This window comes from Lacihabitans lacunae, from assembly GCF_042649125.1.
Classification (GTDB): Bacteria; Bacteroidota; Bacteroidia; order Cytophagales; family Spirosomataceae; genus Leadbetterella; species Leadbetterella lacunae.
In genome coordinates this window covers 4,260,071-4,285,697 of record NZ_JBHRYQ010000001.1, presented here as the reverse complement: position 1 = coordinate 4,285,697, position 25,627 = coordinate 4,260,071, and the positions used below count along the sequence as shown (strand labels likewise).

Sequence of the window (25,627 nt, the reverse complement as noted above, 5' to 3'; positions counted from 1 at the left end):
TTATCTTTTAGAAATATCTTTCTTGTTCACCTAAGTTTTAAATTTCTTTGAATAACAAATAGCCAAACTTTCTTCAAAAATATGGACGCCGTAAAAACGTATGAGGTAGTTAACAAAGCCGATAGCAGCCTGAGTTTTGGTATATCCAAAATGGAGGAAATCTATTTGAAACATAAAGGCAAGCCAGACGAACCACACCGCCACGATTATTTTACGGTTTTAATAGTTCAAACTGCCAAAGGAAAGCATTTTATAGATTTTAGTGAATATGCATTGGCCAACAATCAGATTTTTTTTATTTCGCCCGGGCAGGTGCATCAAGTTATAGAAGAGCAAGCTTCGGTTGGTTTTTCTATGGTGTTTTCGCATCAGTTTTTGGTTAAAAATAATATCCCCGTTCGGTTTATTGCAGACCTTAACCTTTTTAACGACTTCGGCGAAAGCCCGCCGCTAATGCTCAACGAAGCCGAACTTTCCAAGGTAAATGGATATGCAAAAGAGATTTTTGAGCTTAACCAATCCGATATTGCTTTTAAATATGAGGCCATTGGTTCATTGTTAAAACTAATATTGATTCAGTGTAATAATATTTGTTCTTTGCCCAAGGCCACGGAGCAGTCACTTGCAGGGCAAAGTTCAATATTAGGTCAGTTTAAAACCCTAATAGACGAGCACCATCAAACCTGGCACACCACCACCGAATATGCAGATGCACTTAACATAAGCCCCGACCACCTAAACCGCGTGGTAAAAATGCAAACAGGCAAAACCGCCAAAGAGCATATTCAAAGCCGAATAATAGTAGCCGCCAAACGCTACCTATACTTCAGTGAGCTTTCTACCAAAGAAATCGGGTACACATTGGGTTTCTCTGAACCCGCAAATTTTTCTGCTTTTTTTAAGAATTGCGTAGGCACTTCCCCCTCAAAATTTCGCCCTCAAGGCTAAATATCGGATTTTCATATGTCCGTACCGTTTTATTATATTTTCTAGCTTCTGATTTGTGTAGACCTTTGTATCATACAAAAGGCAAAGAAAATGGATCGCAAAAAGTTTATCAAACAGTCGCTCGGAGCAAGCTTATTAGGTTTAACAGCCCCAGCTGCCCTTTCGGCTTCAACAGAAAGCCCCACGCTCGACGCCCTAATGCAACAAGTAGGTTTTAATCATTTACCAAATAAAACGGATAAGATCATGAACACTGTATTTCACAAAAACAACACAAGAGGACACGCCAACCACGGATGGTTAGACTCGCACCACACATTTAGCTTTGCAAATTATCACAATCCTGAGCGTATGCACTTTGGGGTTTTAAGAGTACTAAACGACGACAAAGTGTCTGGGGGCATGGGGTTTGGACGCCACCCACACGATAACATGGAGATAATATCGATTCCGCTTCAGGGCGATTTGGAGCACAAAGATAGTCTTGGCAATGTGGCAGTAATCAGAAAAGGCGATGTGCAGGTATTGAGTGCTGGTACAGGGATTTTCCATAGCGAATACAATAAAAACGAAGGCGAAGAAGTAGAATTTCTACAAATATGGGTATTCCCTAACAAAAAGCAAGTGGCCCCTCGTTACGACCAAATATCGATAGCTGACTTAAGAAAAGATAACGAATTCTACCAAATATTATCACCCAATGCCGACGACCAAGGAGTTTGGATACACCAAGATGCATGGTTTAGTTTAGGCGAATTTACGAAAGAAACCATCCAGGAATATAAGCTACATAGCAAAGAAAACGGCGTTTACTTCTTTGTGTTAGAAGGAGAAGCAACCGTAAATGGCCAAAAATTAGAAAAAAGAGACGGATACGGAGTATGGGACCTAGACAGTGTTTCGGTTTCAGTCAACGAAGGATCGAAAATATTACTCATGGAAGTTCCAATGAGTCTTTAATACAAACAATAATTAAATCAAAATTAATACAATGGAAGCTTTAAAAACAAAATGGGCGATTGACCCAACGCACTCAGAAATTACATTCAAAGTAAAACACATGATGATCTCTACAGTTACGGGTCATTTTCAAGAATTTGACGCAAACCTAGAAACTGACAATGAAAATTTCGTGGATGCATCAATCAATTTCTCTGCTAAAATAGACTCTATAAACACCAAAAATGCAGACAGAGATGGGCACTTAAAATCAGACGACTTCTTTAATGCAGAGGCCTATCCAGAGATGACATTCGTTTCAAAATCATTTGATGGCGAAACATTGGTAGGCGACTTAACTATAAGAGACGTAACCAAAGAAGTAACACTAGACGTAGACCTAAACGGCATAGCGGTAGACCCTTACGGCCAAACAAAGGCTGGTTTTGAAATAAAAGGGGAGATTTCGCGTAAAGACTTCAACCTGACTTGGAACGCCGTAACCGAGGCCGGAAGCATAGTAGTTTCTGACAAAGTGAAAATTCAGGTAGAAGCACAGTTTATCAAACAGGCTTAAGGTTTATATTTGCTAAAGAAAGGTTACACTTGAGTGGCCTTTCTTTATTTTTTTATACATGAAAACTTTAAAACCATGAACAAATTCATTTGGGTCATTATGGCCCTTTTATCAGGAGCCTTTTTACCAATACAAGCCGGCTTAAACACCAAGTTAGGCAAAGCCGTAGCGAGCCCCGTACATGCTTCTATGTTTTCGTTTGTGGTAGGAGCAGTTGGGTTAATCGGATATATTGTTTTAACTCGCCAAACGGTTTCGCTATCAGGAATCAAGGAGGCACCCGCTTATATTTGGCTCGGAGGTTTGTTAGGGGCATTTTATGTAACGGTCATTATTTTAGCTTTCCCAAAACTGGGCCCTGGACTAACTTTTGGTTTAGTAGTGGCTGGGCAAATGATAGTTTCGGTGCTTCTTGAGCACTTTAATATATTAGTTTCTCAGCAAAATCCCATAAGTTTTATGAAAGTGCTCGGCATAGTTTTAGTGGTAGCTGGCGTAGTCATTATTCGTAACTTTTGATTTAACCCGAATTATGTGTTAGAAAATCTATCACGACCTTAAATTGCTGCAAATCAGCACCTAAACCCCCTTAAATTTAAAAACTAATAATCATGGAAATTAAACATAAAGAAACCGACGAGAGAGGAGAATTTTATATAGAAGAAAAGGGCAAAAAACTAGGCCGCCTATTTTATCATTGGGCCGGAACCGACCGCATAATAATAGAACACACCGAGGTATCGGAGGCTCTAAAAGGCAAGGGAGCTGGAAAACAGTTGGTGATGAAAGCAGTAGAAATGGCAAGAAATAAAAACATCAAAATAGTACCACTTTGCCCATTTGCAAACAAAGTCATGCACTTAAACGATGATTTTAAAGATGTTTTGTGATTTTTTTAAAAAAATAGGAGACGAATAAATCACATCCCCTATTTGTAAAATCACCAAATTAAGACATACCAAAATTTCTTTTAAAATCTCTCTATAAAACCATTACAAACATGTTTGGGTTTCTGCTTTAAAAACCGAACCCGGCTCTACACTAAAACCAGGTAACAAGGTGATGGAATTTTGAGATTCAAACACCACATTGGAATTGTTTCCTATCTGACCCGTACTATAAATTTTAGCAGGGCGATTGATGCTTACCACGCTGTTATTGACCACTGCAGCATCTTTCACAATACCCTTCACCACTATATCATCTACGCCAAGCTGATCCCTACTTCCGGTTTCACCCGAAATATAATAGTATCTCCAAAGAAGCTGCACATAAGGCTTATTTAGCAAAATTTCTGGCAGATATATATTTTCAAAAGCGACCGAATCATCGGCTACTTCTGCTCCCACGTAGTTTATCGGAGTATCAAACTCCTGGAAATCTAACACATCGCCGATTCTATATTGTAAACTCAGACCGTATCTTCTACTATTTGAGCCCACTGTTCTGGCTATAAATGAGACCGTTACCGAATCTAAATTTTGAGTATTTAATGCTAAAACTGCTCCTCCCATTTTGCCAATAGGGTATCCCGGATTTGAGTTAGAACCCGATGTATTTATAAAACTAAAGCCTTTATGATTATCACCCACTATACGGGTTCTGGAGGTATGGTTATACGCACCTGAAGTAAAGGCTTGAAAATCAAAAGTAGTGGTGGTATATGGGGTGTCTTGGTTTTGAAAATATACAAATCGCATATTATTCGGATATGTTTCGGCGGCATTGTCGGCGTCCCATCTCCTTAGTTCGTAGCTGCAAGCACTCAGATTAAAAGCTGCGGGAATTGGGTTTTCTGAAAGCACTATTTGAGTAAAATAAGCCGAATACGTTAGGTCTACGCTAGAGTTTATGGTTAATACGGAGTCAGTTATAGTGACTCCATTTTTTATCCAATGTGAAAACTTATAGCCGTTATGTGGAATGGCCTTTATTTGAAAAGGTATATTGTCAAAATATTTGCCTGTCCAAGTTGAATAATCAGCAGGAACACCCTTGGTTCCATTTTTAATATCTACTGTATTTACCCGCACATAACCATCAGTGATTGCTACATTTAAGTTTAAATTAAAAGTACCTCCAAGCGAAAACTCCGTTAAAATATCTTGTAGGACTTTATTAGGCCTCAAAAGCAACTTTGTTTTGGCATCACCTACCACCGAAGTCCACTCCGAATAATCCCACGGTTTCCGCCACCTTTCCCAATGACTAGCCATTTGACCATCTATGTTGTTTTTTAAGGAGTCAATAGCATTCGTTAAATTAGACTGCTTGTAATTGGTATTTAAAAGATCAGCAAACCTATTGATAAACATATGTTTGAATGCCGTGTTTGTTATCAAATAACCATAAAAGTAGTCGGTATTATTAGGTGAATTCAGTATATCAAAGGTATTGGTGCGGTCCAAACTCAAATCCATATCGTATAAAACATAGTTGTATTTTAGGTAGCTAGAATCTATGGAAGTGGATGTACTGTCTACACTTCGCCAAAATTTATTATTGTTAAAAAACGCATCCCAGTTTCCAAAAAAAGCGTAAGAAATACTGTGGTCGATCAGGCTGTTAATGTTAACTTTTTTCTTAAAATACTCAAAATTAGAAGAAACCCCCATGTTGTTGTTTTTTACAAAATCCAAAAAACTTTCAAAGTCAGGCGAAAGGTCGTCTCCTTCCACATTGAATTCATTGATTTCAATAAAGTTTTTTTCAATGCCATACTTATTGGCTAGATAGTCTGATTTAATCCTATCTCGGATATTTATTACGCCCCAATATTCTCCATTCAAAAACTGATTAGCCGGCCTATATCGCATAAGCTCCAAATTCATATTTTTAGACACTTCATGCGTGAGAGCATCTTTAAAATGGCTGGCTAAATAGTCATTCCCTCCATTTCGAAGCATAATTTTATTGCTTTTATCAGTTCCACTCCAGCCAAATTTTTCTAAATCAAAATCATCCTCATTTGAATCTCGCATTTTTAGATTAAATCCTTTAAGTGGAAACTGAGAAGAATATTTCCCCCTAATGTTTACCCTAACTTGATTATCAATGATATTCTCGCCATTTTCTATATATGTAAAGGTTCCGTATAGGTTTTTGTCTTTAAAATTGAAACTATTGAATTTCTTATAAATGGGCTCACTTTGGTTGTTCGAAATTTTATATGACACAGGCACCATCCCGGGTATATAGATTCCTCCGTTTTTTTCAAATAAATCTTTAGGATTTACACGCAAAGACACAATCGGGAAACTTGGATTTACCTTATTTAAAGTATTAAAGTAGCTCTTAGAAACAGTTTTTGACGAAATATATCCGTGCTTTATTCTTTTGGCGGTCACCACTTTGCAGGCATCCCAATATTGGCCCGAATACAAATATTGAGGATTTGCAGACCAATCTGTTGGAATATCAGAATACCGCAAACTTGGACTAGCAGCTGAAACCGAAATGCCATTTTGATATAAGTAACTTTGGGCCGTTTTAGTATTTTGGGTATAACTAGTAACCCCAGAGCCATAAGGATAACTCGAAATATAGGACCAGTTTTTAGGAGTAATGTTCCCAATTTCTGGGTCTGAGCTATCTACGGTATACACAATACTATCGCCCGGCATGGTATCAAGAAAAGTCAAAGAAAATGCATTGGAATAAAATCCGCTTTCATGGCTAAAAGTTGGATCTTCAAGTATTCCTAAAAATGCATTCTCGGTCTTGTTTTCAATACCAGGTGATGCCGGGAAATAGTACCGTAAAACTGCGGGGTTAGTAACTTCTTTACCGTACGATATGTCATGTGAGAGTTTTGGCATTATGAGGCTATCGATTATCGTTAGCCCATCTTGCCCCACTAGATAAATAGACTCTCCATTGTCTGAAAGTTTAAAATTTAAATGATCACTTCCTAAAAGCGGAGTTCCGCTCGCCCAAAAAATCCGATACCCCTGTGCTCCTACTATTTCGCTTGGATTCAAAAACTGAAATTTTTGGAGGTTAGTTTTATCATCCGTAAGGTAATATCCAAACAAGTTGATGTCTGTATTTGTAGTATTTCTAAGCTCAATCCAGTCGAATGTTTTTTCAAAAATAGGATCTTCAAAACTATCCGAATTTTGAGACATCGCTTCGTTAATTATTACATTTTGAGCCAAAGCCAAATAGCCACAAAAGACTAAAAAAACAGTCTGAACAACGACTGCGGATTTGGTGAATTCTTTAATAGTAATCATGGATTTTATAATTTATTTTAGAACTGTATGTGGTACAAAGCTATTTTTTAAAAATTGCTAAATTGATATAAATCAACCTAATTTTATCTTTCGGTAAGTCAAAAAAACAGATATTAAAGCTTTGAAAAAAAATCAAAAAATAATATTTAAACTTCTGATTTACAAGCATTTAACTAGAACTTAACATTCCATAAAAAAAGAGCCAAAAAAAATAATTATTTATAAAAAAACATTAGTCCAAAAACTCACACTTTCGAATATAAAATCAGTTGATTCTTTATTTCAATTACTAAAGAGTTTGCTTTTTTTTACTCTTGCATAATCTTAATTCAACTTAAAATCTTACGCTTTGAAATCACTAAAAAACACTTTGTTATTGGTGATTTTCATCTCTAATTTTTCTTTTGCACAAGTCTATGCTTGCTCCTCAAATTTTACTTGGTTACGCAAGACTTTTGAAAAAAATGAAAATGAAGTTTAACAAAATATAGCAGTAGGAATTACAGACTTTTAAAATTATATGCTCAAGAAAAGTAGACCAAACTACAAATGAAGTGAGTTTGTGAATGGAATTTTAAACCAAAAGTGAGTAGATTTACTAAAAAAAATCGCCTCAAATGAAAAAGTTTTTATTCCCAGCAATGCTACTATTTGCACTAAACGCATGCAATCAAAAAACTACAGAGTCAGCTGAAAACTATCCGAATAAAAGAGAAAATTTTGATTGGCTAATCGGAAATTGGAAGCAAATAAACGAAGATACAAAAACTGAAACCTTTGAGTTTTGGGCTAAAATAAGCGAAACCCAATACGCGGGTCATGGCTTTGTGATGAGTGGAAAAGATACCACTTGGCAAGAAAAAATGGACTTAAGTTTAAGCGATTCGACCTGGACAATGTCTATCGTTACGCCAGGAAATGAAGATATGGTAAAGTTTGAAATGACGACATACAGTGACTCCACATTTAACGTAGAAAACCCCAAACACGATTTTCCAAAACTGATTAAATATTGGAAAACCAAAGACAAACTAAATGCTTCGGTTCAGGCGAAGGCAAAGAGATTCCGTTTGAGTTTTCAAGACTTTAAGTATTATTATTTCAAAAAATAACCCGGGCCTCTCTCGAAGCTCGGGTTATAAAAAATTTACTTTAGCGTTTTGGCTCTTTTTAAGAAAAATGCCTTTATTTCATCTACATGCTGCTGCTTAACTTGCTTAGGCGTAGCACCTTGCAGTGTTTTTAAGTATCCCGTAAAAATATGACTTATATACAGCGGAGAAAGGTTACTTTTATTTCCGGAAGCGTTGTGACAGGTTAAGCAGTTTACTAAGTTACCTACCGAGTTTTCGTGGATAGAAGTTGGAGCAAATCCCACCTGCACATAAGTTTCCATCGTAATATTATACGCCGAAACTGACCCTCTCGTTAGGTCTCCTTTCTTCGAACTTGAAAGGTTACCACCGAGCGAATCGAGCAAACTGGCCTGGGAAGCATTTGTAGGAAAACCTGCCGTATTTATCCAAACCGACCCGTTGTAAAAGTAATTATCCCAAATGCCCGAAAGCTGAGTTTTTACACTTTGGTTTATAGTTCTTATATTATTAAAATTTTCGGCTCCGGGCTGACTGGTTTCCATATAAAGCTGCACATCTGCGGTTCCTTTTATCGCTTTTTCTACCGGAACACCGAATTTATATACCGAAAACACGTTAGTGTAAATGCCATTTCCAGTAGTGATATTTTTAACTGTGGCGTTCGCGTATTTGTTGAAAAGTAGAAAGTTATTTGTACTACTAACAGGTGCGTCTTTTGAAGGAGTGGCGACACTCCAATTATAATCAGGAGCTAGTTTTTCATGCTCAAAAGTAGCCCAAACAAACTCTGGATGATTTTCGACAACACCCACTACGTGCATACCCAAAAGTGCAATTCGTGCTTTTTTGCCGTTTATAAGCCCATCCGTAATAAAATAGGTGCTCGAATCTGCCAACGAACGCACATTAACCCAAGAGATTTTCAATTCCAAAGCTCCCACCGGAAACGTCTGGTTTTGTACCAAAGCCGGGTTCATTTTTGCAATGGGGGCAAATTTCTGAATCGTATTATACATCAGATCGTTCATGTGAATGGAATAATAAACCGTATCCGATTTTTGAGTTTTACCAAAATCAGGGTTTGTTTTCAGAATATCAGTAGCACTGCTTGCCTGCCCTACATCCGTCAGCTGAATACCCTGATTTTGAGACAACTGCGTACCTATGGCACTAACTTGCATTAAGCTATCTAAAAAAAAAGGCTTACCGTTAGTATATGAAGTCAGAAACAGGAATTTCTGCCACGACCACGCATGGAAATCGCAGTTTGACACCGTCGCGTTATCGGCAAAAACACTGCTACTCCCCTCGTTTGGAGCAAGCGTCTTTCGAGTTCCGTTTACCAAATTAAACCAATCTGAAGGAGCCTCACACGTGGTGCTTTTTACGGAAACATATTTAGCCCCATTTACGTCTTCATCTGAATTTTCAGAGGAAGTGGAGCAACCGAAGCAAAGAGGCAGGCATATCGCCGACAAAAATACAAATTTAATAGTTTTCATGTTTTTATGATTTAATGGCATTTTCCAAGAGAATTCTTGTTTTTTGAGCCATAGGACTTATTCTTTTGTTACCAAAGAACTTAACGCTTTTCAAATCTCAATATAATTTTGGGTAATCTTCTAGGTAAAAATACCTGAAAAAGAAAACAGGCATTTTTAACTAAAGGCAATTAAACCACTACCTTGTGTGACAATTCAACAAGCTTTTTTTATGAGAAAAAATAAATTGAAAACTAAGCTAAATCATATTGTACAAAACTGAATTTCAATACCTTTGGTAATATTCAGCGTATTTTTAATTTTACCAATTTCACATTCGCATTTACATTAATTTTGAGCAACATGGCATTTGTAGATTATTATAAAATATTAGAACTAGATAAAACCGCTACGCCAGACCAAATCAAAAAAGCATATAGAAAATTGGCTCGGAAATTTCACCCAGACGTAAACCCAAACAACAAAGCGGCAGAGGATAAATTTAAGCAAATAAATGAGGCAAATGAGGTTTTGAGCAACCCCGAAAACCGAAAAAAATACGACAAATACGGCAAGGACTGGAAACACGGCGAAGAGTTTGAAAAAGCCCAACAACAAAACCGTAGCCGCGGTAGCCAACAGAGTTATTCGGGGCAAGGAGGCTTTGGGCAAGACGACTTTTCTGACTATTTTGAATCGATGTTTGGCGGTGGTGGTAGATCCTCTCGCCAAAGTGCCAAGTTTAAAGGCCAAGACTTCAATGCAGAGCTTAAAATGAGCCTCCGCGATGCATTTACAACTCAAAAGCAGGTTTTGACGGTAAATAATAGTAAAATAAGAATCACTATACCTGCCGGCATAGAAAACGGCCAAGTAATAAAAATAGCGGGTAAAGGCGGCCCGGGTGTAAATGGAGGGCCAAATGGCGACTTGTATATTCAGTTTTCGATAGAAAACGACACGGCATTTAAACGCGACGGCGACAACCTGTACGCTACCGTAGATTTGGATTTGTACACGGCAATTTTAGGGGGCAATATCACCGTGGATACATTTGACGGAAAAGTGAAACTCACCATAACTCCCGAAACTCAAAACGAAACCAAGGTAAAATTAAAAGGAAAGGGATTTCCGGTCTATAAAAAAGAAGGACAGTTTGGCGATCTAATAATTACATACAAAATAAAGAACCCAAGCCAATTGACCGAAAAAGAGAAAGCATTGTTTGAAGAATTAAAAAAACTACGATGAGCAATCAAAACTTAATATTAATCGAGCACTTGTGCACCCATTTTGAAGTAGAGCAGTCTTTTTTCAAATCGCTCGAAAACATTGGGCTAATCCAGATTACGGCCGTAAATGAAGCTCACTTCGTGCCAGAAGAAAACCTGACAGAAATAGAAAAAATGCTGCGTTTACACCAAGACCTCGAAGTTAATCCAGAAGGTATAGACGTTATTTTTAATTTATTAAAAAAAATAGAAGACTTACAGCGTGAACTTATCATTGCAAAAAACAAGCTAAACATTTACGAGTAACAACTTGCAGTTTTGTTTTGATAAATTTACTTTTACAAATATTCAATAAGTTGATTATCAGCTAACTAAACTTTACTTTAAATAAAACTTAACTTACATAGCCGTATTCAATCGCTATTTTGAGTAGACTCACCATATTTTTTACATCAAATTTTGAAAGTAGATTACTTCTGTGTGTTTCTACGGTTTTTTCACTGATAAAAAGTTCCTGTGCCATTTCTTTGGAGGTTTTGCCCTTGGCTATTAATGCCAAAACTTCTTTTTCTCTCCGTGTTATTCGCAGCTGATAAAGATTTAACTCTTGTGTTTTTTGACGAGAAAGCCCACGCATTATAATATCCGTGATTTCTTTACAGTGATAACTCTCGCCTTTGTATACCGTCCGAATGGCATTAATCACCTCATCGGCTCCTGTGTTTTTAAGTATATAACCCGAGGCTCCATTTTTGAGCATACGCGTTATAAAACTCTCGTCGTTATACATAGACATCGCCAAAACACGTACTTTCGGATATTTTTCCACTATATATTTGCAGACATCGAGGCCGCTTTCCTCACCTAGGTTAATGTCTAACAAAACCACATCTATCTCGTTTGTTTCCAAAAAATGTTTAACTTGTTCGGCCTTTTGGCACTCCCCCACTATTTCTAAGTCGGGCTCGTGACAAAGGATTGAAGCTACACCCTCGGTAAAAATTTTGTGATCATCAACTAACAAAACACGAATCATAAGTGGCTATAATTAAAAAATATCGACCAAAAGAATATGACAAATAAAGGTAAAAACATAAAACTATCCCTCATTTTCTTGGCTTATTTTGCGATTCAAAATTGTTTTGGACAAACTCAATATCCCAATATTGATAAGATATACAGCAGAGCCCAGTTAGAAGAAATGGTTCAGCATTACCAAGAAAAAAAAGATACGCTTGGTTTGGCATTTGCCTATTGGGCGTATGCCAAAAACGAGGAAAATGCTAATAGTTTAAACGATTCGCCGCTGACCAATCTCCGAAAAAGTATGGAGTGCTTTCAGGCAATCAAAGATTCTTCAAATTTTTATGATGTAAAAGGAGCTATCGGCTCTTATTTTATGGACCGAAATTTCATAAAAAAATATGCCGAAGAGTACATACAAAGTGCCGTCGATTATTTCGAAAAAATACACAAACCAGAAAGTGAAATCGGGCATTTGATTAACTTAACCAACATACATATCCATGAAAACAATTTTGCCCCTGTAGAGAAACTTTTGCTAAAAGCTATAAAACTCAACTTGGAGGTTAAAAGCCAAGACTTTAATGGCAGAATACACTCTTCATATGCTGACTATTATGTTCGATTGGGCAAATATAAAGAAGCCATAGATAATGCCGAAATAAGTAGAAAAATAGGCAAAGACCTCAAAATAGGCTGGATAGAAGCCCTTGCTTATTATTATAAAGCCAAGTGCTACGAAAACCTAAAACAAGATGACTTACGAATAAAGGCCCTCTTTGAGGCAATGAATATTATAGATAAAAACACCAACTTATATCAGTTAAAAAAAGAGGTGTATTATGATATTCAAAACCATTATTTTAAGACTAAAAACTACTTAAAGGCTTACGAATATCTCTTGATATCGCATAAGCATAACGATTTTATTTATAATTCGAAAATAGAGAGCGACCTGCGGTCATTTAGCGAGTACAATCTTCTGGAAAAGCAAAAGATGATAGTTTCGAAAATAGAACTCGAAAAAAAACTGTCTGACATAGAAATAGAAAAGCTAAAAATAAGGCAGGAAATGTATATCGGAATATTGATTTTTTCGATGCTAATCATGATTTTACTTACCATAGCCTACATTAACCGAAAAAGGATTAATACCCTTAAAGTAGCCGAAGCTACTAAAAACAACCAAATAGAAACTCTCAATGCCTTGATTAAAGGCCAAGAACTGGAGCGTATCCGTATAGCCCAAGAACTACACGACGGACTCGGGACTATGCTTTCCCGAACCAAAATATTGATGGGAAAAGGTACCTCGCTCGAAAGCTCGCTGAAAATGATAGACGAAGCCTGCTCTGAGGTACGAAATATATCGTCTAACCTTCAGCCCAACACCCTCACTAATTTTGGATTAATAAAGGCCATCGAAGATTTTGTGTCAAAATATAACCATCAAAAACCGGCCATTGTGTTTCAGTATTTTGGTGACATAGTGAAGTTAAACATGAACGAAAACCTGATGATTTATAGAATAGTGCAGGAATTGCTCACTAACTCACTTAAACACGCATCTGCAAATGAGATTTTGATACAAATAATGTTTACCTCGGAAAGCCTAAATCTAACAGTAGAAGACGACGGAGTAGGCTTTGATGAAAGAAAAACAAAAACAGCAAGTAGCGGCTGGCACAACATAAAATCGAGGGTAAATTATCTACAAGGCACCTTAAACTTACATACAGACCCCACCGCAGGAACCAGCGTTACAGTTTCTATTCCACTCAAATAAGGGTATTTCTGTACAAACATTTATTAAAGAATTGAAAAAACTCAGGGTAAACCCTGAGTTTTTTATTTGGGGGAATCTACTGACATAAATAGGATAAAAGAAAGTTAAATTTGCATAATGATGACAAGTTAAAACAACTCCGTTAGCTTTTAGACAGCATTTATTCAACCTTATTTTTTTCAAAACTATGCCTAAAAATCTACAATTGAGTAGGATAAGACCTACATGTATTAGCTGTATGAAGCTTTTTTATCCCCTCTTTTTTATTTCCATTTTATTGCTCTTTTCTAATGAACTACAAGCCCAGAAGGCTTCAAAAATACGCGGAAAAGTAATTGGAGAAAATGGGGAGGTGGTACCCGGCGTAAGTGTGGTCATTAAAAACTCCAAAACGGGTACAGTTACCAATGCATCTGGTGAGTTTAACATAGAGGCACCAAACACAGCAACTTTAATTATTTCATCTATTGGGTATGATAAGCAAGAAGTCCAAATTAAAAACCAAACGTACATTACCATTACCATCATCGAAAGCCTAAACGCTCTCGATGAAATGGTGGTAGTAGGTTATGGAAGCACAAGCAAGCGTTTGCTTTCTGGTGCTCAAACAAACATAGGCGAAACCGAACTTAATAGGACAGTAAACACCACCTTGGACCAGGCACTTCAAGGGCGTGCCCCTAACGTATATGTGGCCTCTAACTCGGGTAAGCCGGGTGGAGCTGCAGCAGTTTATATCAGAGGTCTATCTACTATTAACGGAAACACCCAGCCCATGTATGTAATTGACGGTGTGCAGATTATCCCACAAGACGCTAATTCACAAGGCATAGGTTCTGACGGTCAGTCAAATATTATTTCGAGTATTAACCCCGACGACATAGAGTCTATGAACGTATTGAGCGGTCCAGCTGCTCAGTCTATCTATGGTTCAAAAGCCGCCAACGGTGTAATCGTGGTGACAACCAAAAAAGGAAAAGCAGGAGAGTCTAAAATAAGTTTTACGTCGATGTACAACTTTCAGTCACTACCGAAGCAACTACCAATGATGAACCTCCGCGAATATGCGAGATATAGCAATGCCTGGGCCAAAGAGGTAGGCTCTGGTTTTAACTTCGAGTTTTCTAACCCCGAAATATTGGGAGAAGGCACCAACTGGCAGTCGGCCTTGTTTAAAACTGCTGCCATGAAAAAACAACAGCTATCGCTAAGTGGCGGAACCGAACGCACCACCTATTATATCTCTGCCGAATTGATGAACCAAGACGGTATAGCTCCAAACTCTGGTTTTAAACGAAAATCAATCAGAATGAATGTGGAAAGCAAAGTACGCAGCTACTTAAAAATAGGAACCAACTTATCGGTTTCTGGTACAGCAGAGAAGCTCTCTATCAATGAAGACAATGTAATCAGTACAGCCATTCAGCAGTCGCCTAATGCTCCGGTTTATAACCCTGACGGCTCTTTTGGCGGTCCGCAAGACGTGGTACCAGGTAAATATTCGGCACAGATAACCAACCCTGTGGCTTTGGCTTATACCAACACCAATGATTTTAAAAGAAACACTGTTTTTGGTACTATGTACGGTGATCTGACATTCCTTAAAGACTTTACCTTCCATGGTGAATTTAACGGAAACTTCGGAAATGATACCCGGGCTATTTTTAGACCTTCCTATTCTTTTGGAGGCAATGCCATCACACTTGGTGCAGTTAACCCAGTTTCTGTTTCAGAAAGATATGCCGGCAATAACTATTATTGGAGTGCCAATCAACGTGTAAACTACTCAAAAAGACTTTTTGAAAAACACAACATTAATGTGACTGTTGGCCACGAGGCACAGTACGGATTTTATGAAACGCTGTCAGGAAGAGTTACGGGTTTTACAAACAATGCCCTTTCGGAACTTAGCCTAGGTGACCCAAAAACTTCGCTTAGTGGCAGCAATAGAGACGACAACTCACAAGAGTCGTATTTTGGAAGAGTGGGTTATGTTTTTGATGATAAATATATTTTCCAAGGTACATTTAGAGCAGATGCTTCTTCATATTTTGGGCCAAATAACAGGTGGGGATATTTCCCTTCGGCATCAGCCGCTTGGCGTGTAACCAAAGAGCCTTTCATGGCAAACCAAACGTTAATCAATGACTTAAAAATCAGAGTTGAATTGGGTACTACAGGAAACCAATATTGGGGCAAAAACACCTACGCACCATTAAGCACAGTAGCTACGCAGTCAGGCCAAGGATTTTTAGCCGGAAAATTCCCCAATCCAGATATCAAATGGGAAAATACACGAACCTATAACGTAGGTTTTGATATGAATCTATTAAAAGACAGAATCCAATTAGTTTTTGATGCATATTTAAGAAGAACATCTGATCTAATTACAGACTTGCCATTACCTGCCTATGCTGGTACTTCTGGCCAAGGTGGCATAGGTGCTCCTGTGGTAAACATCGGCGATATGCAAAATAAAGGCATCGGATTTTCGATAAACACTATTCCACTTAAAGCCAGCAATGCCAATGGCGTTACCTGGAGAAGTGGCCTAAACATGTCCTTTGACCGTAATAAACTATTAAAACTGAACACTGACCGTGCAATTATAGACAGGTTCCCGTGGTTTAGTAGGGTAATCTCTCGCTCTATAGTAGGTCAGCCATTGTTCCAGTTTTACGGATACCAAGCTGACGGTCTTATAGAAGACTACAAAGACCTAACCACGGCCGCATTGCCAACAAATGTGCACATAGCACCAGGCCAAGCGTGGGTAGGTGACATCAAATATGTAAACCTAGATAAAACTGAATATTACGACCCCGTACTAGGTAAGAACGTACAAGTTATTGACGACAAAGACAGAACGTTTATAGGCAACCCTTGGCCTAAGTTCACCTTTGGCTTTACCAATAGCTTAACCTACAAGAGCTTCGACTTGTCTATATTTATGCAAGGGGTTTATGGAAATCAAATTTTTAACCAATTGAAATTTGACAACAGTGCCTTTAGAAACTACATACACGGTGCATACAAAGAAGCAGCAAATTTTGCGATACCCTCGAGTAATGTTTTAGATGAAAACCTTACTCTTTTAAATCCTGGAACCACTGTGCCAAGAATCGCATATTCTAGCTATGGAAATAGTGGAAGAGCTACAGACCAGTTTGTGGAAGATGGTTCATACTTGAGAGTGAAAAACATTCAACTTACGTATAATGTGCCTAAAGCCATGTTGAAGAAATTTTTACCAATAAACGGATTGCGATTTAATGGCGGTATCCAAAACGCTCTTACGTTTACAAAATATACAGGATATGACCCTGAAGTGGGAATTTCAGCGGGCGTACCTGGTTTTGACAACGGCCGTTACCCTTCTTCAAGAATGTACACGTTCTCAGCTTCATTTGAATTATAAGTCACCCAATGCAAGCAAAAAAAACATTAAATACTATGAAAAAATATTCGATATATACCTTCCTTCTTATAGCCTTAACAGCTATAGGTTTTACCGCATGTAATCCCGATTTTTTGGATACTCCTCCTCAAGGAAGCCTTACAGCTCCCAATTTTTTTAACACCGATGCCGAATTATTGGCAGGTACTGCTGGACTTTATAACAAAGTTTGGTTTGGCTCAAACGGACAGGCACTTTTGGCCTTTGGCGATGGCCGTGCCGGAAACATGATTAGTCCATATAATGCCAATTGGCAGCAGTTTTACCAATTCAATGTTTCGAACACAAACACGGATTTAAAAAACTCTTGGAACTCATTTTTTACTATTGTGGCTCAGTCTAACGTATTGATTTACAATGTAAACACCTACGCAAAACCAGCAGTAACTGAAGCAGCAAAAAATAGAGCTATAGGCGAAGCCCGTTACATGAGAGCAGTGGCGTATTCGTATTTGGTTCAAAACTGGGGTCCAGTACCCATCATTACTGACAATCTAAAACAAGGAGCCGACACTACACTAAGAAGAAACACCGTAGAAACCGTGTATCAGTTTATCATTCGGGACTTGCAAGCTGCCAAAAACCTGCTTCCTGCAGTTACGCCTTCAGGTTCTGGTCGTTTAAATTCATATTCGGCAAAAGGTATGTTAGCCAGAATATATCTAACACATGCGGGCTATGGCTCTACCAATGGCCAACGAAACCAAGCAGATTTAGACAGTGCCAAATTTTATGCAAAAGATGTAATCCAAAATAGTACGTATCAACTTATGCCTAACTATCCGGATTTATTTTTAACCAAAAACAACAATAACCCTGAACAACTTTTTGGGCTATTATGGGTTAGCAATGGCGGCTATGGTTCAGGAAACCAATTTCAGTCTCAGTTTGCAGCAAATAGCCAGCTAACCGGCTTTCAAGACGGATGGGGAGGCGGAAACGGAGCTTCCTACGACTATTTAGTAAATGCTGACCCTGCGGATTCTGTTCGAAGAAAAGCCACATTTATGCTTCCGGGAGACCATTATCCCGAACTAATAAAAGCCAAAGGAGGCTGGAAAGAGCCGATCCCTGCTGATGATGCTTGGGAAACTATGGCACACTTTAAAAAATATATAGTGGGTACTCCAGACGATAACGGCGGTCTTGGCCAACAACAAAACGCACCAAACAATAGCTATATTCAAAGACTAGCAGATGTATATTTAATTTATGCCGAGGCTATTCTAGGAAATAGTGCGAGCACCTCAGACCCCGAAGCACTTAAGTATTTCAACGCCATTAGAACTAGGGCTACCCTATCACCTGTAACCAGTTTTACTATTGACGACATGTTAAGAGAAAGACGCTACGAGTTTGCTGTAGAAGGAGATGCGTGGTATGATCTGGTAAGACTTTATTATTACAAGCCAGCAAAAGTGGTAAGCATTATAGAAAACCAAATAAGAGGAAACTATACGATTAGAATTAAGCCAGGAACGGGCACTCCGGCTAAAAAACGTGAATTTATATTTATTAATAGAAATCCAGATAAATTTAAATTGGTATCTACAGCATTTTATTTGCCGATTCCTGACACCGAAACTGCTCAAGCCCCTAACCTCTTGAAAGAGCCTTTGCCTTATAAATTCAATTGATTATTCCCCCAAAAAAAAACTGATTGCATTTAAGCTAAAAAAACGTACTAATGAAAAATATAACATATCTATTTAATAAAAAGCTTGTAGGAATCTCGGCCTTGGCTATCATACTGCTCAGTGCGGTATTCTCCTCTTGTGAAAAAGACTACTCAGGCACTCCCGCGTTTAGCACGGGCACACCTATCATTAGCAAAGTCTATATACTCGACACAATCAAAAACCACAGAGATAGCAGCATAGTGGGTGCAGAACCTTACAAGCTAATTGCCATAGAAGGGCAAAACATTGGTGGGGCTTTAGAAGTCCATTTTAATGGCTACAATACCGCATTTAACCCAACCTACAATACCGACAACTCACTGATAATTAGAGTACCCAGTGAGGCACCGACTGATAATACCGCAGAAAATAAACTGCGGATTATCACTTCACACGGTGAAGCAACTTTTGATTTCAAAATCATAGCCAAAGCCGCTGTATATGAAACAGATAAAATCACTTTTGGTAAAAACAGAGGAAACATCACTTTAAAAGGAAAGAATTTTGCTGACGTGAGCAAAGTTGTATTTACCGGCACCACCACTGAAATTAGCATTGTGGCCAAAACCAAAGACAAAGTTGGAAATGAGACCATGACCCTGAAGTTTCCTGCCACCACGCTTAATCAGTCTACAATTGACATTATTAACTCAAGTGGTACTTTTACAACCAACTCATATGAGTTCGTAAATGCCGACAATGCCTTCGTAATCTTTGATGAAGATTTTGCAAAAGACTTCGCAAATAACTCGTGGGGAGATCCATTGATTATTTCAAAAGACCAAAAATACGCAGGTGAAACCTCTTTGGCTAAAACATTCGCTGGCGGAAACTGGCATTTGGCAGCCTTCTCAAACTGGTGGCCATCGGTAGAATATAACGCAAATTACAAATACATCACCTTTGCCATAAAAGGTGGAAGTGTGCCGCTTTCGCTTTGGATTCAGTCAGATGCCTCTAAAATTGGATTTGGAAACTTTGACGATAAAAACAAAATAGACGTAGCCGCTAATGTTTGGAATTATTATAAAATACCCGTAAAAGACTTAGATTTTTGGTACCCTGGCACAGTATTGAAACAATTGGGATGGAGAGTAAAAGGACCTGATAAGACCGAGACGTTATACTTTGACGATGTCATGTTTATTAAATAACATAAAAAAAGGGCGTCGATAAACTGCCGCCCTTTGACATAAAAAAAACTTTATATCAGTTACTTGAAATTTATGAACTCTTCCTTTAAGCACCTTTTTTTGTTTTCTTCAATAATTACTTTTTCGTCTTGCTCCAAAGCCGCCATTGGCTTAGCAGACCCCATAAAAAGTGATACACTTGTAGAGGTAAAGCCCGTAAATGACCCCAAAGTAGCATTGACCCAAGGCTTTTATTTAGATAATTGGCAACCGAAGAATTTTATAGCCCCGAGTTTTATAGAGGAAATAGCACCTACGGTAACCACAAATACGGTTACTGTAGATGCTTCTGAAATTATCACCAAGATACCTTCGCCCATGTTTGGCCATAACGCCAATACTTGGATGGGTACTTTTGTTGATAGCCCGAGCTTAATTACGGATGTGAAAAATCTGACGCCAAACATAATACGCTGGCCTGCAGGCAGTGGCAGCAATGTGTATTTTTGGAACGCCGCCCCCTTTCAAAATGGCAACAGACAAACGCCATCGCCGGATTATTTGAAAACTTGGGGAATACCCGACCAGTTCATGGACAAATCGGGCGTGAAAGTAGACACTAAGTTTTTCTTCGGAAAAACCAATGACAATTGGCGTGCATCACTTGAAAACTACTACGACTTATTAAAGCTAACCAATAGCAAAGGCAGCATTTGTATAAATTACGGCTTTGCTCGCTACGGCACCAGTAAAGATCCCGTAGCTACAGCCGCCAAACTCGCTGCAGACTGGGTACGCCACGACAAAGGTCGAACCGAATATTGGGAAATAGGAAATGAAAACTACGCCGACTGGGAAACTGGATACCGAATAGACACTACCAAAAATCAAGATGGCCAAGCCGAATATCTCACCGGAAAAATATATGCGAAACATTTTAAGGTTTTCGCAGATTCTATGCGTAAAGCCGCTGCAGAACTAGGTGTAAAAATAAAAATAGGAGCCGTGTTGCAAGAGTCTCCGACGCAGTCGTGGCAGGTGATGACCACCCAAACCTGGAATGCCACCTTAATACCAGAACTAGCAAATAAAGCTGACTTTTATATTGTGCATAACTATGTAACGCCATATAACGAAAACTCGAGTGCCCCGGTTATAATCAATGCCGCCAAAGAGCTTCCTAAAAAAATGATAGACTTTGTAAGCAACGAAGTTATGAATAATGGAGGCGAACCAAAGCCCTTTGCTTTTAGCGAATGGAACATGTGGGCCAAAGACCAAAAGCAGCAGGTCTCTAACGTCAGCGGGCTTTTTGCGGTGATTATGCAGGCCGAATCTATCAAAAATAAATACGGAATGTCTGCCCGCTGGGACTTATATAACGGTTGGGACAATGGAAACGACCACGGACTTTTTAGCGACGGTGGTAGCCCCGATGATCCAAAAATGAATCCAAGGCCTTCGTTTTATCACATGTATTATTTTCAGAAAAATATTGGAGACCGAATGATTCCCAATACCGTAGTTTCAACCGCCAATAACTTGGCTTCTACGCTTGTGGCCTATTCTTCTTCTTACAGTTCGGGTGAGCTTAATGTTACTTTAATTAACCCTTCGGGCCAAGCACAAAACGTGGAGATAAAAACTACAAACTTTAATGCCGGCGAGCGATTTTATTGGTATTCGCTAAAAGGCGATACAGACAACGGAGATTTCTCACGAAAAGTTATCGTGAATGGATCAGGACCGAAAGGGAATTTGGTGGGTGGCCCAAGCGACTACGCAACACTTAAAGCGAAATCTGCCGTATCTAAAAACGGCATAAAAGTAACCGTACCAGCTTGGGGAAGCGTGTATTTGGTGGTTGAGAAAAAGTAACTTAAACCCGGTTTATGCATTAGGACTTCGTTATGAGAGCTTAAATTGCAATAAATCAGACACTTAAATTTAATTAGCATAGCACCGCTATGGTAATTAAATTTAAGGGGGTATAAGTACTGATTTGCAGCAATTTAAGGACGTATTAGGTTTTCTATTGCATAAATCGGTTTAAAACCTCGGAATCTTAAATTTCCCCGTGTTTGCATCGGCATTTGGGTATTTCAAAATCATATCTGTTCCTGACAAATCACCCTCTACCAAATAATTGGTTTGATTGTCTTTTAATAATCGAACATCAACCATCATGACGGTGCCATTTACCAATTTTTTGATATACGTTCGATTGCCATCTTTTATAACAGCAGAGTGCTCCAAAGTATATTTGGTACTGGTAATTAAGGTCTTACTGAAAAATAAACTGATTTCGTCATAAGGCATTTCTGAAGGAGAATTAACACCGTAAGTAACTTCCATAAATGGCAGACCGTTTTGTTTCACTGTTCGTGAGCTTTCCATTTTGCCTTGCAAGTTTAAATCCGGCAATAGCGGACACTCAAATTTCACTTCTGAAATTCCATCTTTTATTGTGGAAAATACAGCAAATGGTATTTGAGTAGAAACCGAAAGTTTATTGATTGACTTCACACTTATTTTGGTATTGCCGACCATCGCTCCAACTCTTAAGTCGCCAATTTTTACATATCCGTCTGCCGGTGCTTTTATCACCCTGCGTTTCGTAAAGTCTGATTGACTAGAGTCTGAGGGCACCAATATACTTAAGATAGTTTCCCCTTTTTTAACAAAATCGCCGTTGCCTATGGCGATCTCCTCTATAAAAGACCGTGGAATAAAAACAGCGATTTCGGGGGTATTGAACCTTGCTGGAAAGACATACTTTTTTTCTTGATTTTGGGCAATTGGCCTAAACACACGTACAGAATCGTATTTATTGCGGTCTGCTTTATTTGTAATTGTTTCTGAAAGCTTAGGAAAATATAAAAATGCAAAATAGGAAGAAACCGCTCCACATATAAAAATCAAAACAAGGACTAACTTTTTCATAATATAAAGAGCCTTATGCTTTTAAAAAGTCACTTATTTATTTTTCAAAAAAAATACAACACCTCCAAAAGCATAATAAATCTAACACTAAATTAAATATTAGAAAGATTATTCTTTATTTTATTAAATAACTAAATTGAACGGATTATACTTAACCTATTCAAAATATGAGAAAAACTGGCTTACTATTCACGCTGTTTTTAAGCTTCCTATTTTTACCACAATTGCTTGTAGCCCAATCAGATACTACCAAAAAACACACCGACTCTCTAAACACCATTCTATTAAGTGAATACAACAAAAAAATATCTGAAATAGAAAAGCAACGGCAGTCTGATTCCCTAAGGAGAGCCAATCTAGAAGCTCAACTGATGCGATTAAAAACTACAGATAACTTAAAAAAGGAAGAATTACAGAGTAAACTTGAGTCGCTAAATGACAAAGAAAAATTTAGATTAGCAGAGAAAAAGCTTCGCATAGACGCATTACGCTCTACGGCCAAATCATTCCCCGTGATGGGGATGTTTAGTGATACGCTTTTTGCCATTTATAGCAACCACGGTAGTTTTTCGGCCCGCGAAAGAGCAAGTGTAATCACAAATCGTATCGCTAAAATATCGGATCAGTTTGGTTTCAAGGCTGACTCAATCAAGGTGATTGAAAACGAAACTACCACTGACCTCGTTATGGGAGACAACATATTGATGAGTATCTCCGAAAATGATGCAATTTGGAATAACACCACCAAAACCGAACTTGCCAAAACCTATAAAAAGATAATTGGAGACGCCATAATTAATTTCCAAAACGAAACCAGCCTAGAAACCCTCGCCAAAAAAATAGGGCTCGCTCTGTTAGTTTTGGTTTTTATGGGAGTTTTGATATTTTATATTTCTAAGCTCTTTAACTGGTCAGAAGCCCTCATAAGACAAAATAAGGGAGACAAGCTTAAAGGATTTAACATAAAGAACTATACACTTTTAGACACCCAAAAACAGATAAACTTTTTTGTCTCCATCAATTCATTTTTAAAATGGATCATCATTTTGCTATTTATTTATCTAGCTTTGCCTATACTTTTCGGTTTTTTCCCTTGGACAAAAAACTTCGCCGAAACCTTAATTGGATACATCATTAACCCATTAAAGAAGATGGGAAGAGGCGTTTGGGATTATTTGCCGAACCTTTTTACTGTACTCACGGTAGTGTTTGTTTTTAGATATATTTTAAAAGGCGTTTTTTATTTAAAAACTGAGATCCAGCGTGGAAATCTTAAGATCAGCGGGTTTTATCCAGACTGGGCTAACCCTACGTACCAAATTCTGAAAGTTTTGCTTTATGCGTTTATGTTTGTGTTAATTTTCCCTTATCTCCCAGGTAGTGACTCCCCTATTTTTCAAGGAGTTTCAGTGTTTTTAGGAGTATTGTTTACATTTGGTTCTTCGGGTTCACTCTCTAATATTATTACAGGTTTAGTGTTAACTTATATGCGTTTGTTCAAAATTGGCGACCGCGTGAAAATTGGCGACGTGACAGGCGATATAATAGAAAAATCGCTCTTAGTAACTCGGATTAGAACCACCAAAAACGAAATAATTTCTATTCCAAACTCTACCGTTATGAGCAGCCATACCATTAATTATAGCAGCGACACCGTAGACAATGGTCTTATTTTGCACACCACAATTACCCTTGGTTATGATGTTCCTTGGAAAAAAGTACACCAAACGCTTATAGATGCAGCTGGACGTACCGAGTTTTTGCTTAAAACCCCTACGCCGTTTGTACTCCAAACTTCATTAGACGATTTTTACGTGTCATATCAAATAAATGCGTATACTAAAGAGGCTAACAAACAGGCCAAAATATATTCAGATTTACATGCAAATATTCAGGATTGCTGCAACGAAAACGACATAGAGATTCTGTCGCCGCATTATAGGGCAAGCAGAGATGGCAACATGAGTACCATTCCGGCACAATATTTACCCAAAGACTACGAAGCACCTTCATTTAACCTAAACATCAAAAAAGACTAACACTATGGAACAACAATTTCAAGAGATATTATACAACCCCGAAGTAGGCAAAATTGTCACTATCCTCATAGGTGCGGCCATTATTTTAGTATTAATAAAAACCCTTCAAAAAAATATTTTTACCCGAATACGAGATAATGATAACCGATATAAAGCAAAAAAAATAAGCAATTTTGTAGGTTATGCATTTATTCTAGTTTTGATTTCCATCGTATTTAGCGATAAACTTGGCGGATTTACAGTGGCTTTGGGTGTGGCAGGAGCAGGCATCGCGTTTGCATTGCAAGAAGTTATTGCCTCGTTTGCGGGGTGGATGGCCATTATGTTTGGTGGATTTTATAAAACTGGCGACCGTGTGCAGCTAGGCGGAATAAAAGGCGACGTAATGGACATAGGCGTGCTAAGAACCACCGTGATGGAAACCGGCCAATGGGTAGACGGAGACCTGTATAATGGCCGAATAGTGCTTGTAGCCAACAGCTTTGTTTTAAAAGAACCGGTTTTTAACTATTCGGGCGACTTCCCTTTTCTATGGGACGAAATAAAAATTCCGATTCAGTTTGGAAGCAACTACAGTTTGGCAAAAGAAATGTTTGAAAAAATAGGCAAAGATGTGGCCGGAGACCTCACCGAACTTTCACACGATAAATGGAAGTCGCTCCAAAACAAATATATGCTCGAAGACGCCATGACCGAACCTATGGTATCGCTGATAGCAAACGACAATTGGGTAGAATTTACACTCAGATACGTGGTAAACTATAAAAAAAGAAGGGCCACTAAAACCATTCTTTTTACCAAAATACTAGAACAAGTTGAAGGCTCAAATAACCAAGTTAAATTTGCATCGGCAACTTTCCATTTGGTAGAAGCTCCTGAATTTAAAGTAAATATTTCGAAGTAATTTAGAATAACTCATCTTCCCAAATAAATTAAGCTATTTGCCATACTTTCAAGCAAATAGCTTTTTTTGTACCAATACTTTAGGTTATTTTATCTACTTAATTTTCTTTTTTAAATTCAAAAAAGTGACTTTTGATAAAGTTCTTACTCTTCTA

Annotated in this window: 19 protein-coding genes; 15 read left to right on the top strand and 4 right to left on the bottom strand. The window is 38.1% G+C overall.

Annotation, left to right across the window (positions count from 1 at the left end; genetic code table 11):
- Positions 1-81 precede the first annotated feature (81 nt).
- The 5 genes from ACFOOI_RS18405 to ACFOOI_RS18385 all read left to right on the top strand — a co-directional run bounded on the left by ACFOOI_RS18405 (position 82) and on the right by ACFOOI_RS18385 (position 3,354).
- Positions 82-948, top strand: a complete 867-nt coding sequence (locus tag ACFOOI_RS18405; RefSeq protein ID WP_379839526.1) for an AraC family transcriptional regulator — start codon at positions 82-84, stop codon at positions 946-948.
- Between the two features lie 90 nt (positions 949-1,038).
- Positions 1,039-1,908, top strand: a complete 870-nt coding sequence (locus tag ACFOOI_RS18400; protein ID WP_379839525.1) for a pirin family protein — start codon at positions 1,039-1,041, stop codon at positions 1,906-1,908.
- Between the two features lie 31 nt (positions 1,909-1,939).
- Positions 1,940-2,464, top strand: a complete 525-nt coding sequence (locus tag ACFOOI_RS18395) for a YceI family protein (protein ID WP_379839524.1) — start codon at positions 1,940-1,942, stop codon at positions 2,462-2,464.
- Between the two features lie 75 nt (positions 2,465-2,539).
- Positions 2,540-2,983 (top strand): DMT family transporter, encoded by a 444-nt coding sequence (locus tag ACFOOI_RS18390; protein WP_379839523.1) that lies wholly within the window; start codon positions 2,540-2,542, stop codon positions 2,981-2,983.
- 92 nt (positions 2,984-3,075) lie between these two features.
- Complete coding sequence (locus ACFOOI_RS18385; protein WP_379839522.1) at positions 3,076-3,354, top strand: GNAT family N-acetyltransferase; 279 nt, start codon at positions 3,076-3,078, stop codon at positions 3,352-3,354.
- Positions 3,355-3,456: 102 nt separating this feature from the next.
- Here the strand turns inward: ACFOOI_RS18385 and ACFOOI_RS18380 are convergent, their stop codons facing one another.
- Complete coding sequence (locus ACFOOI_RS18380; protein WP_379839521.1) at positions 3,457-6,699, bottom strand: CotH kinase family protein; 3,243 nt, start codon at positions 6,697-6,699, stop codon at positions 3,457-3,459.
- A 617-nt stretch (positions 6,700-7,316) separates the two neighbouring features.
- On the opposite strand from ACFOOI_RS18380, the gene ACFOOI_RS18375 reads away from it, so the two are divergent.
- A complete protein-coding gene (locus ACFOOI_RS18375) occupies positions 7,317-7,811 on the top strand; it encodes a hypothetical protein (RefSeq protein ID WP_379839520.1) in 495 nt (164 codons plus the stop codon).
- A 35-nt stretch (positions 7,812-7,846) separates the two neighbouring features.
- On the opposite strand, the gene ACFOOI_RS18370 is transcribed toward ACFOOI_RS18375, so the two are convergent.
- Positions 7,847-9,298 carry a hypothetical protein gene (locus tag ACFOOI_RS18370; protein WP_379839519.1) on the bottom strand — a complete coding sequence of 484 codons (1,452 nt, stop codon included), beginning with the start codon at positions 9,296-9,298 and terminating at the stop codon, positions 7,847-7,849.
- A 342-nt stretch (positions 9,299-9,640) separates the two neighbouring features.
- On the opposite strand from ACFOOI_RS18370, the gene ACFOOI_RS18365 reads away from it, so the two are divergent.
- Positions 9,641-10,528 (top strand): DnaJ C-terminal domain-containing protein, encoded by an 888-nt coding sequence (locus ACFOOI_RS18365; RefSeq protein WP_379839518.1) that lies wholly within the window; start codon positions 9,641-9,643, stop codon positions 10,526-10,528.
- The gene (locus ACFOOI_RS18360; RefSeq protein WP_379839517.1) at positions 10,525-10,815 is read left to right on the top strand and encodes a chaperone modulator CbpM; all 291 of its coding nucleotides are present in this window, start codon (positions 10,525-10,527) and stop codon (positions 10,813-10,815) included. Before ACFOOI_RS18365 ends, ACFOOI_RS18360 begins: the two co-directional genes overlap by 4 nt.
- Before the next feature lie 88 nt (positions 10,816-10,903).
- On the opposite strand, the gene ACFOOI_RS18355 is transcribed toward ACFOOI_RS18360, so the two are convergent.
- Positions 10,904-11,545, bottom strand: a complete 642-nt coding sequence (locus ACFOOI_RS18355) for a response regulator (protein ID WP_379839515.1) — start codon at positions 11,543-11,545, stop codon at positions 10,904-10,906.
- Positions 11,546-11,581: 36 nt separating this feature from the next.
- Here ACFOOI_RS18355 and ACFOOI_RS18350 point away from each other — a divergent pair, with 36 nt between their 5' ends.
- From ACFOOI_RS18350 to ACFOOI_RS18330, 5 genes are all read left to right on the top strand, one after another.
- Complete coding sequence (locus tag ACFOOI_RS18350; protein ID WP_379839514.1) at positions 11,582-13,318, top strand: tetratricopeptide repeat-containing sensor histidine kinase; 1,737 nt, start codon at positions 11,582-11,584, stop codon at positions 13,316-13,318.
- 187 nt (positions 13,319-13,505) lie between these two features.
- Complete coding sequence (locus ACFOOI_RS18345) at positions 13,506-16,736, top strand: SusC/RagA family TonB-linked outer membrane protein (protein ID WP_379839513.1); 3,231 nt, start codon at positions 13,506-13,508, stop codon at positions 16,734-16,736.
- A gap of 35 nt (positions 16,737-16,771) precedes the next feature.
- Positions 16,772-18,412 carry a RagB/SusD family nutrient uptake outer membrane protein gene (locus tag ACFOOI_RS18340; protein ID WP_379839512.1) on the top strand — a complete coding sequence of 547 codons (1,641 nt, stop codon included), beginning with the start codon at positions 16,772-16,774 and terminating at the stop codon, positions 18,410-18,412.
- A gap of 50 nt (positions 18,413-18,462) precedes the next feature.
- Positions 18,463-19,608, top strand: coding sequence for a hypothetical protein (locus ACFOOI_RS18335; protein ID WP_379839510.1), 1,146 nt, complete (start codon positions 18,463-18,465; stop codon positions 19,606-19,608).
- Positions 19,609-19,707: 99 nt separating this feature from the next.
- On the top strand, positions 19,708-21,465 hold the full coding sequence (locus ACFOOI_RS18330; protein ID WP_379839508.1) for a hypothetical protein: 1,758 nt from the start codon (positions 19,708-19,710) through the stop codon (positions 21,463-21,465).
- 171 nt (positions 21,466-21,636) lie between these two features.
- On the opposite strand, the gene ACFOOI_RS18325 is transcribed toward ACFOOI_RS18330, so the two are convergent.
- Positions 21,637-22,530 (bottom strand): hypothetical protein, encoded by an 894-nt coding sequence (locus ACFOOI_RS18325; protein ID WP_379839507.1) that lies wholly within the window; start codon positions 22,528-22,530, stop codon positions 21,637-21,639.
- A 167-nt stretch (positions 22,531-22,697) separates the two neighbouring features.
- On the opposite strand from ACFOOI_RS18325, the gene ACFOOI_RS18320 reads away from it, so the two are divergent.
- Complete coding sequence (locus ACFOOI_RS18320) at positions 22,698-24,569, top strand: mechanosensitive ion channel domain-containing protein (protein WP_379839506.1); 1,872 nt, start codon at positions 22,698-22,700, stop codon at positions 24,567-24,569.
- Between the two features lie 4 nt (positions 24,570-24,573).
- A complete protein-coding gene (locus tag ACFOOI_RS18315) occupies positions 24,574-25,473 on the top strand; it encodes a mechanosensitive ion channel family protein (protein WP_379839505.1) in 900 nt (299 codons plus the stop codon).
- Positions 25,474-25,627: the final 154 nt, after the last annotated feature.

Bases quoted from the DNA above. Each gene is read 5' to 3' on its own strand.
- ACFOOI_RS18350 (WP_379839514.1), top strand. From the start codon at position 11,582: ATGACAAATAAAGGTAAAAACATAAAACTATCCCTCATTTTCTTGGCT.
- ACFOOI_RS18360 (WP_379839517.1), top strand. From the start codon at position 10,525: ATGAGCAATCAAAACTTAATATTAATCGAGCACTTGTGCACCCATTTT.
- ACFOOI_RS18385 (WP_379839522.1), top strand. From the start codon at position 3,076: ATGGAAATTAAACATAAAGAAACCGACGAGAGAGGAGAATTTTATATA.
- ACFOOI_RS18365 (WP_379839518.1), top strand. From the start codon at position 9,641: ATGGCATTTGTAGATTATTATAAAATATTAGAACTAGATAAAACCGCT.
- ACFOOI_RS18370 (WP_379839519.1), bottom strand. From the start codon at position 9,298: ATGAAAACTATTAAATTTGTATTTTTGTCGGCGATATGCCTGCCTCTT.
- ACFOOI_RS18400 (WP_379839525.1), top strand. From the start codon at position 1,039: ATGGATCGCAAAAAGTTTATCAAACAGTCGCTCGGAGCAAGCTTATTA.
- ACFOOI_RS18345 (WP_379839513.1), top strand. From the start codon at position 13,506: ATGCCTAAAAATCTACAATTGAGTAGGATAAGACCTACATGTATTAGC.
- ACFOOI_RS18340 (WP_379839512.1), top strand. From the start codon at position 16,772: ATGAAAAAATATTCGATATATACCTTCCTTCTTATAGCCTTAACAGCT.
- ACFOOI_RS18375 (WP_379839520.1), top strand. From the start codon at position 7,317: ATGAAAAAGTTTTTATTCCCAGCAATGCTACTATTTGCACTAAACGCA.
- ACFOOI_RS18355 (WP_379839515.1), bottom strand. From the start codon at position 11,545: ATGATTCGTGTTTTGTTAGTTGATGATCACAAAATTTTTACCGAGGGT.
- ACFOOI_RS18315 (WP_379839505.1), top strand. From the start codon at position 24,574: ATGGAACAACAATTTCAAGAGATATTATACAACCCCGAAGTAGGCAAA.
- ACFOOI_RS18325 (WP_379839507.1), bottom strand. From the start codon at position 22,530: ATGAAAAAGTTAGTCCTTGTTTTGATTTTTATATGTGGAGCGGTTTCT.
- ACFOOI_RS18320 (WP_379839506.1), top strand. From the start codon at position 22,698: ATGAGAAAAACTGGCTTACTATTCACGCTGTTTTTAAGCTTCCTATTT.
- ACFOOI_RS18380 (WP_379839521.1), bottom strand. From the start codon at position 6,699: ATGATTACTATTAAAGAATTCACCAAATCCGCAGTCGTTGTTCAGACT.
- ACFOOI_RS18395 (WP_379839524.1), top strand. From the start codon at position 1,940: ATGGAAGCTTTAAAAACAAAATGGGCGATTGACCCAACGCACTCAGAA.
- ACFOOI_RS18405 (WP_379839526.1), top strand. From the start codon at position 82: ATGGACGCCGTAAAAACGTATGAGGTAGTTAACAAAGCCGATAGCAGC.
- ACFOOI_RS18390 (WP_379839523.1), top strand. From the start codon at position 2,540: ATGAACAAATTCATTTGGGTCATTATGGCCCTTTTATCAGGAGCCTTT.
- ACFOOI_RS18335 (WP_379839510.1), top strand. From the start codon at position 18,463: ATGAAAAATATAACATATCTATTTAATAAAAAGCTTGTAGGAATCTCG.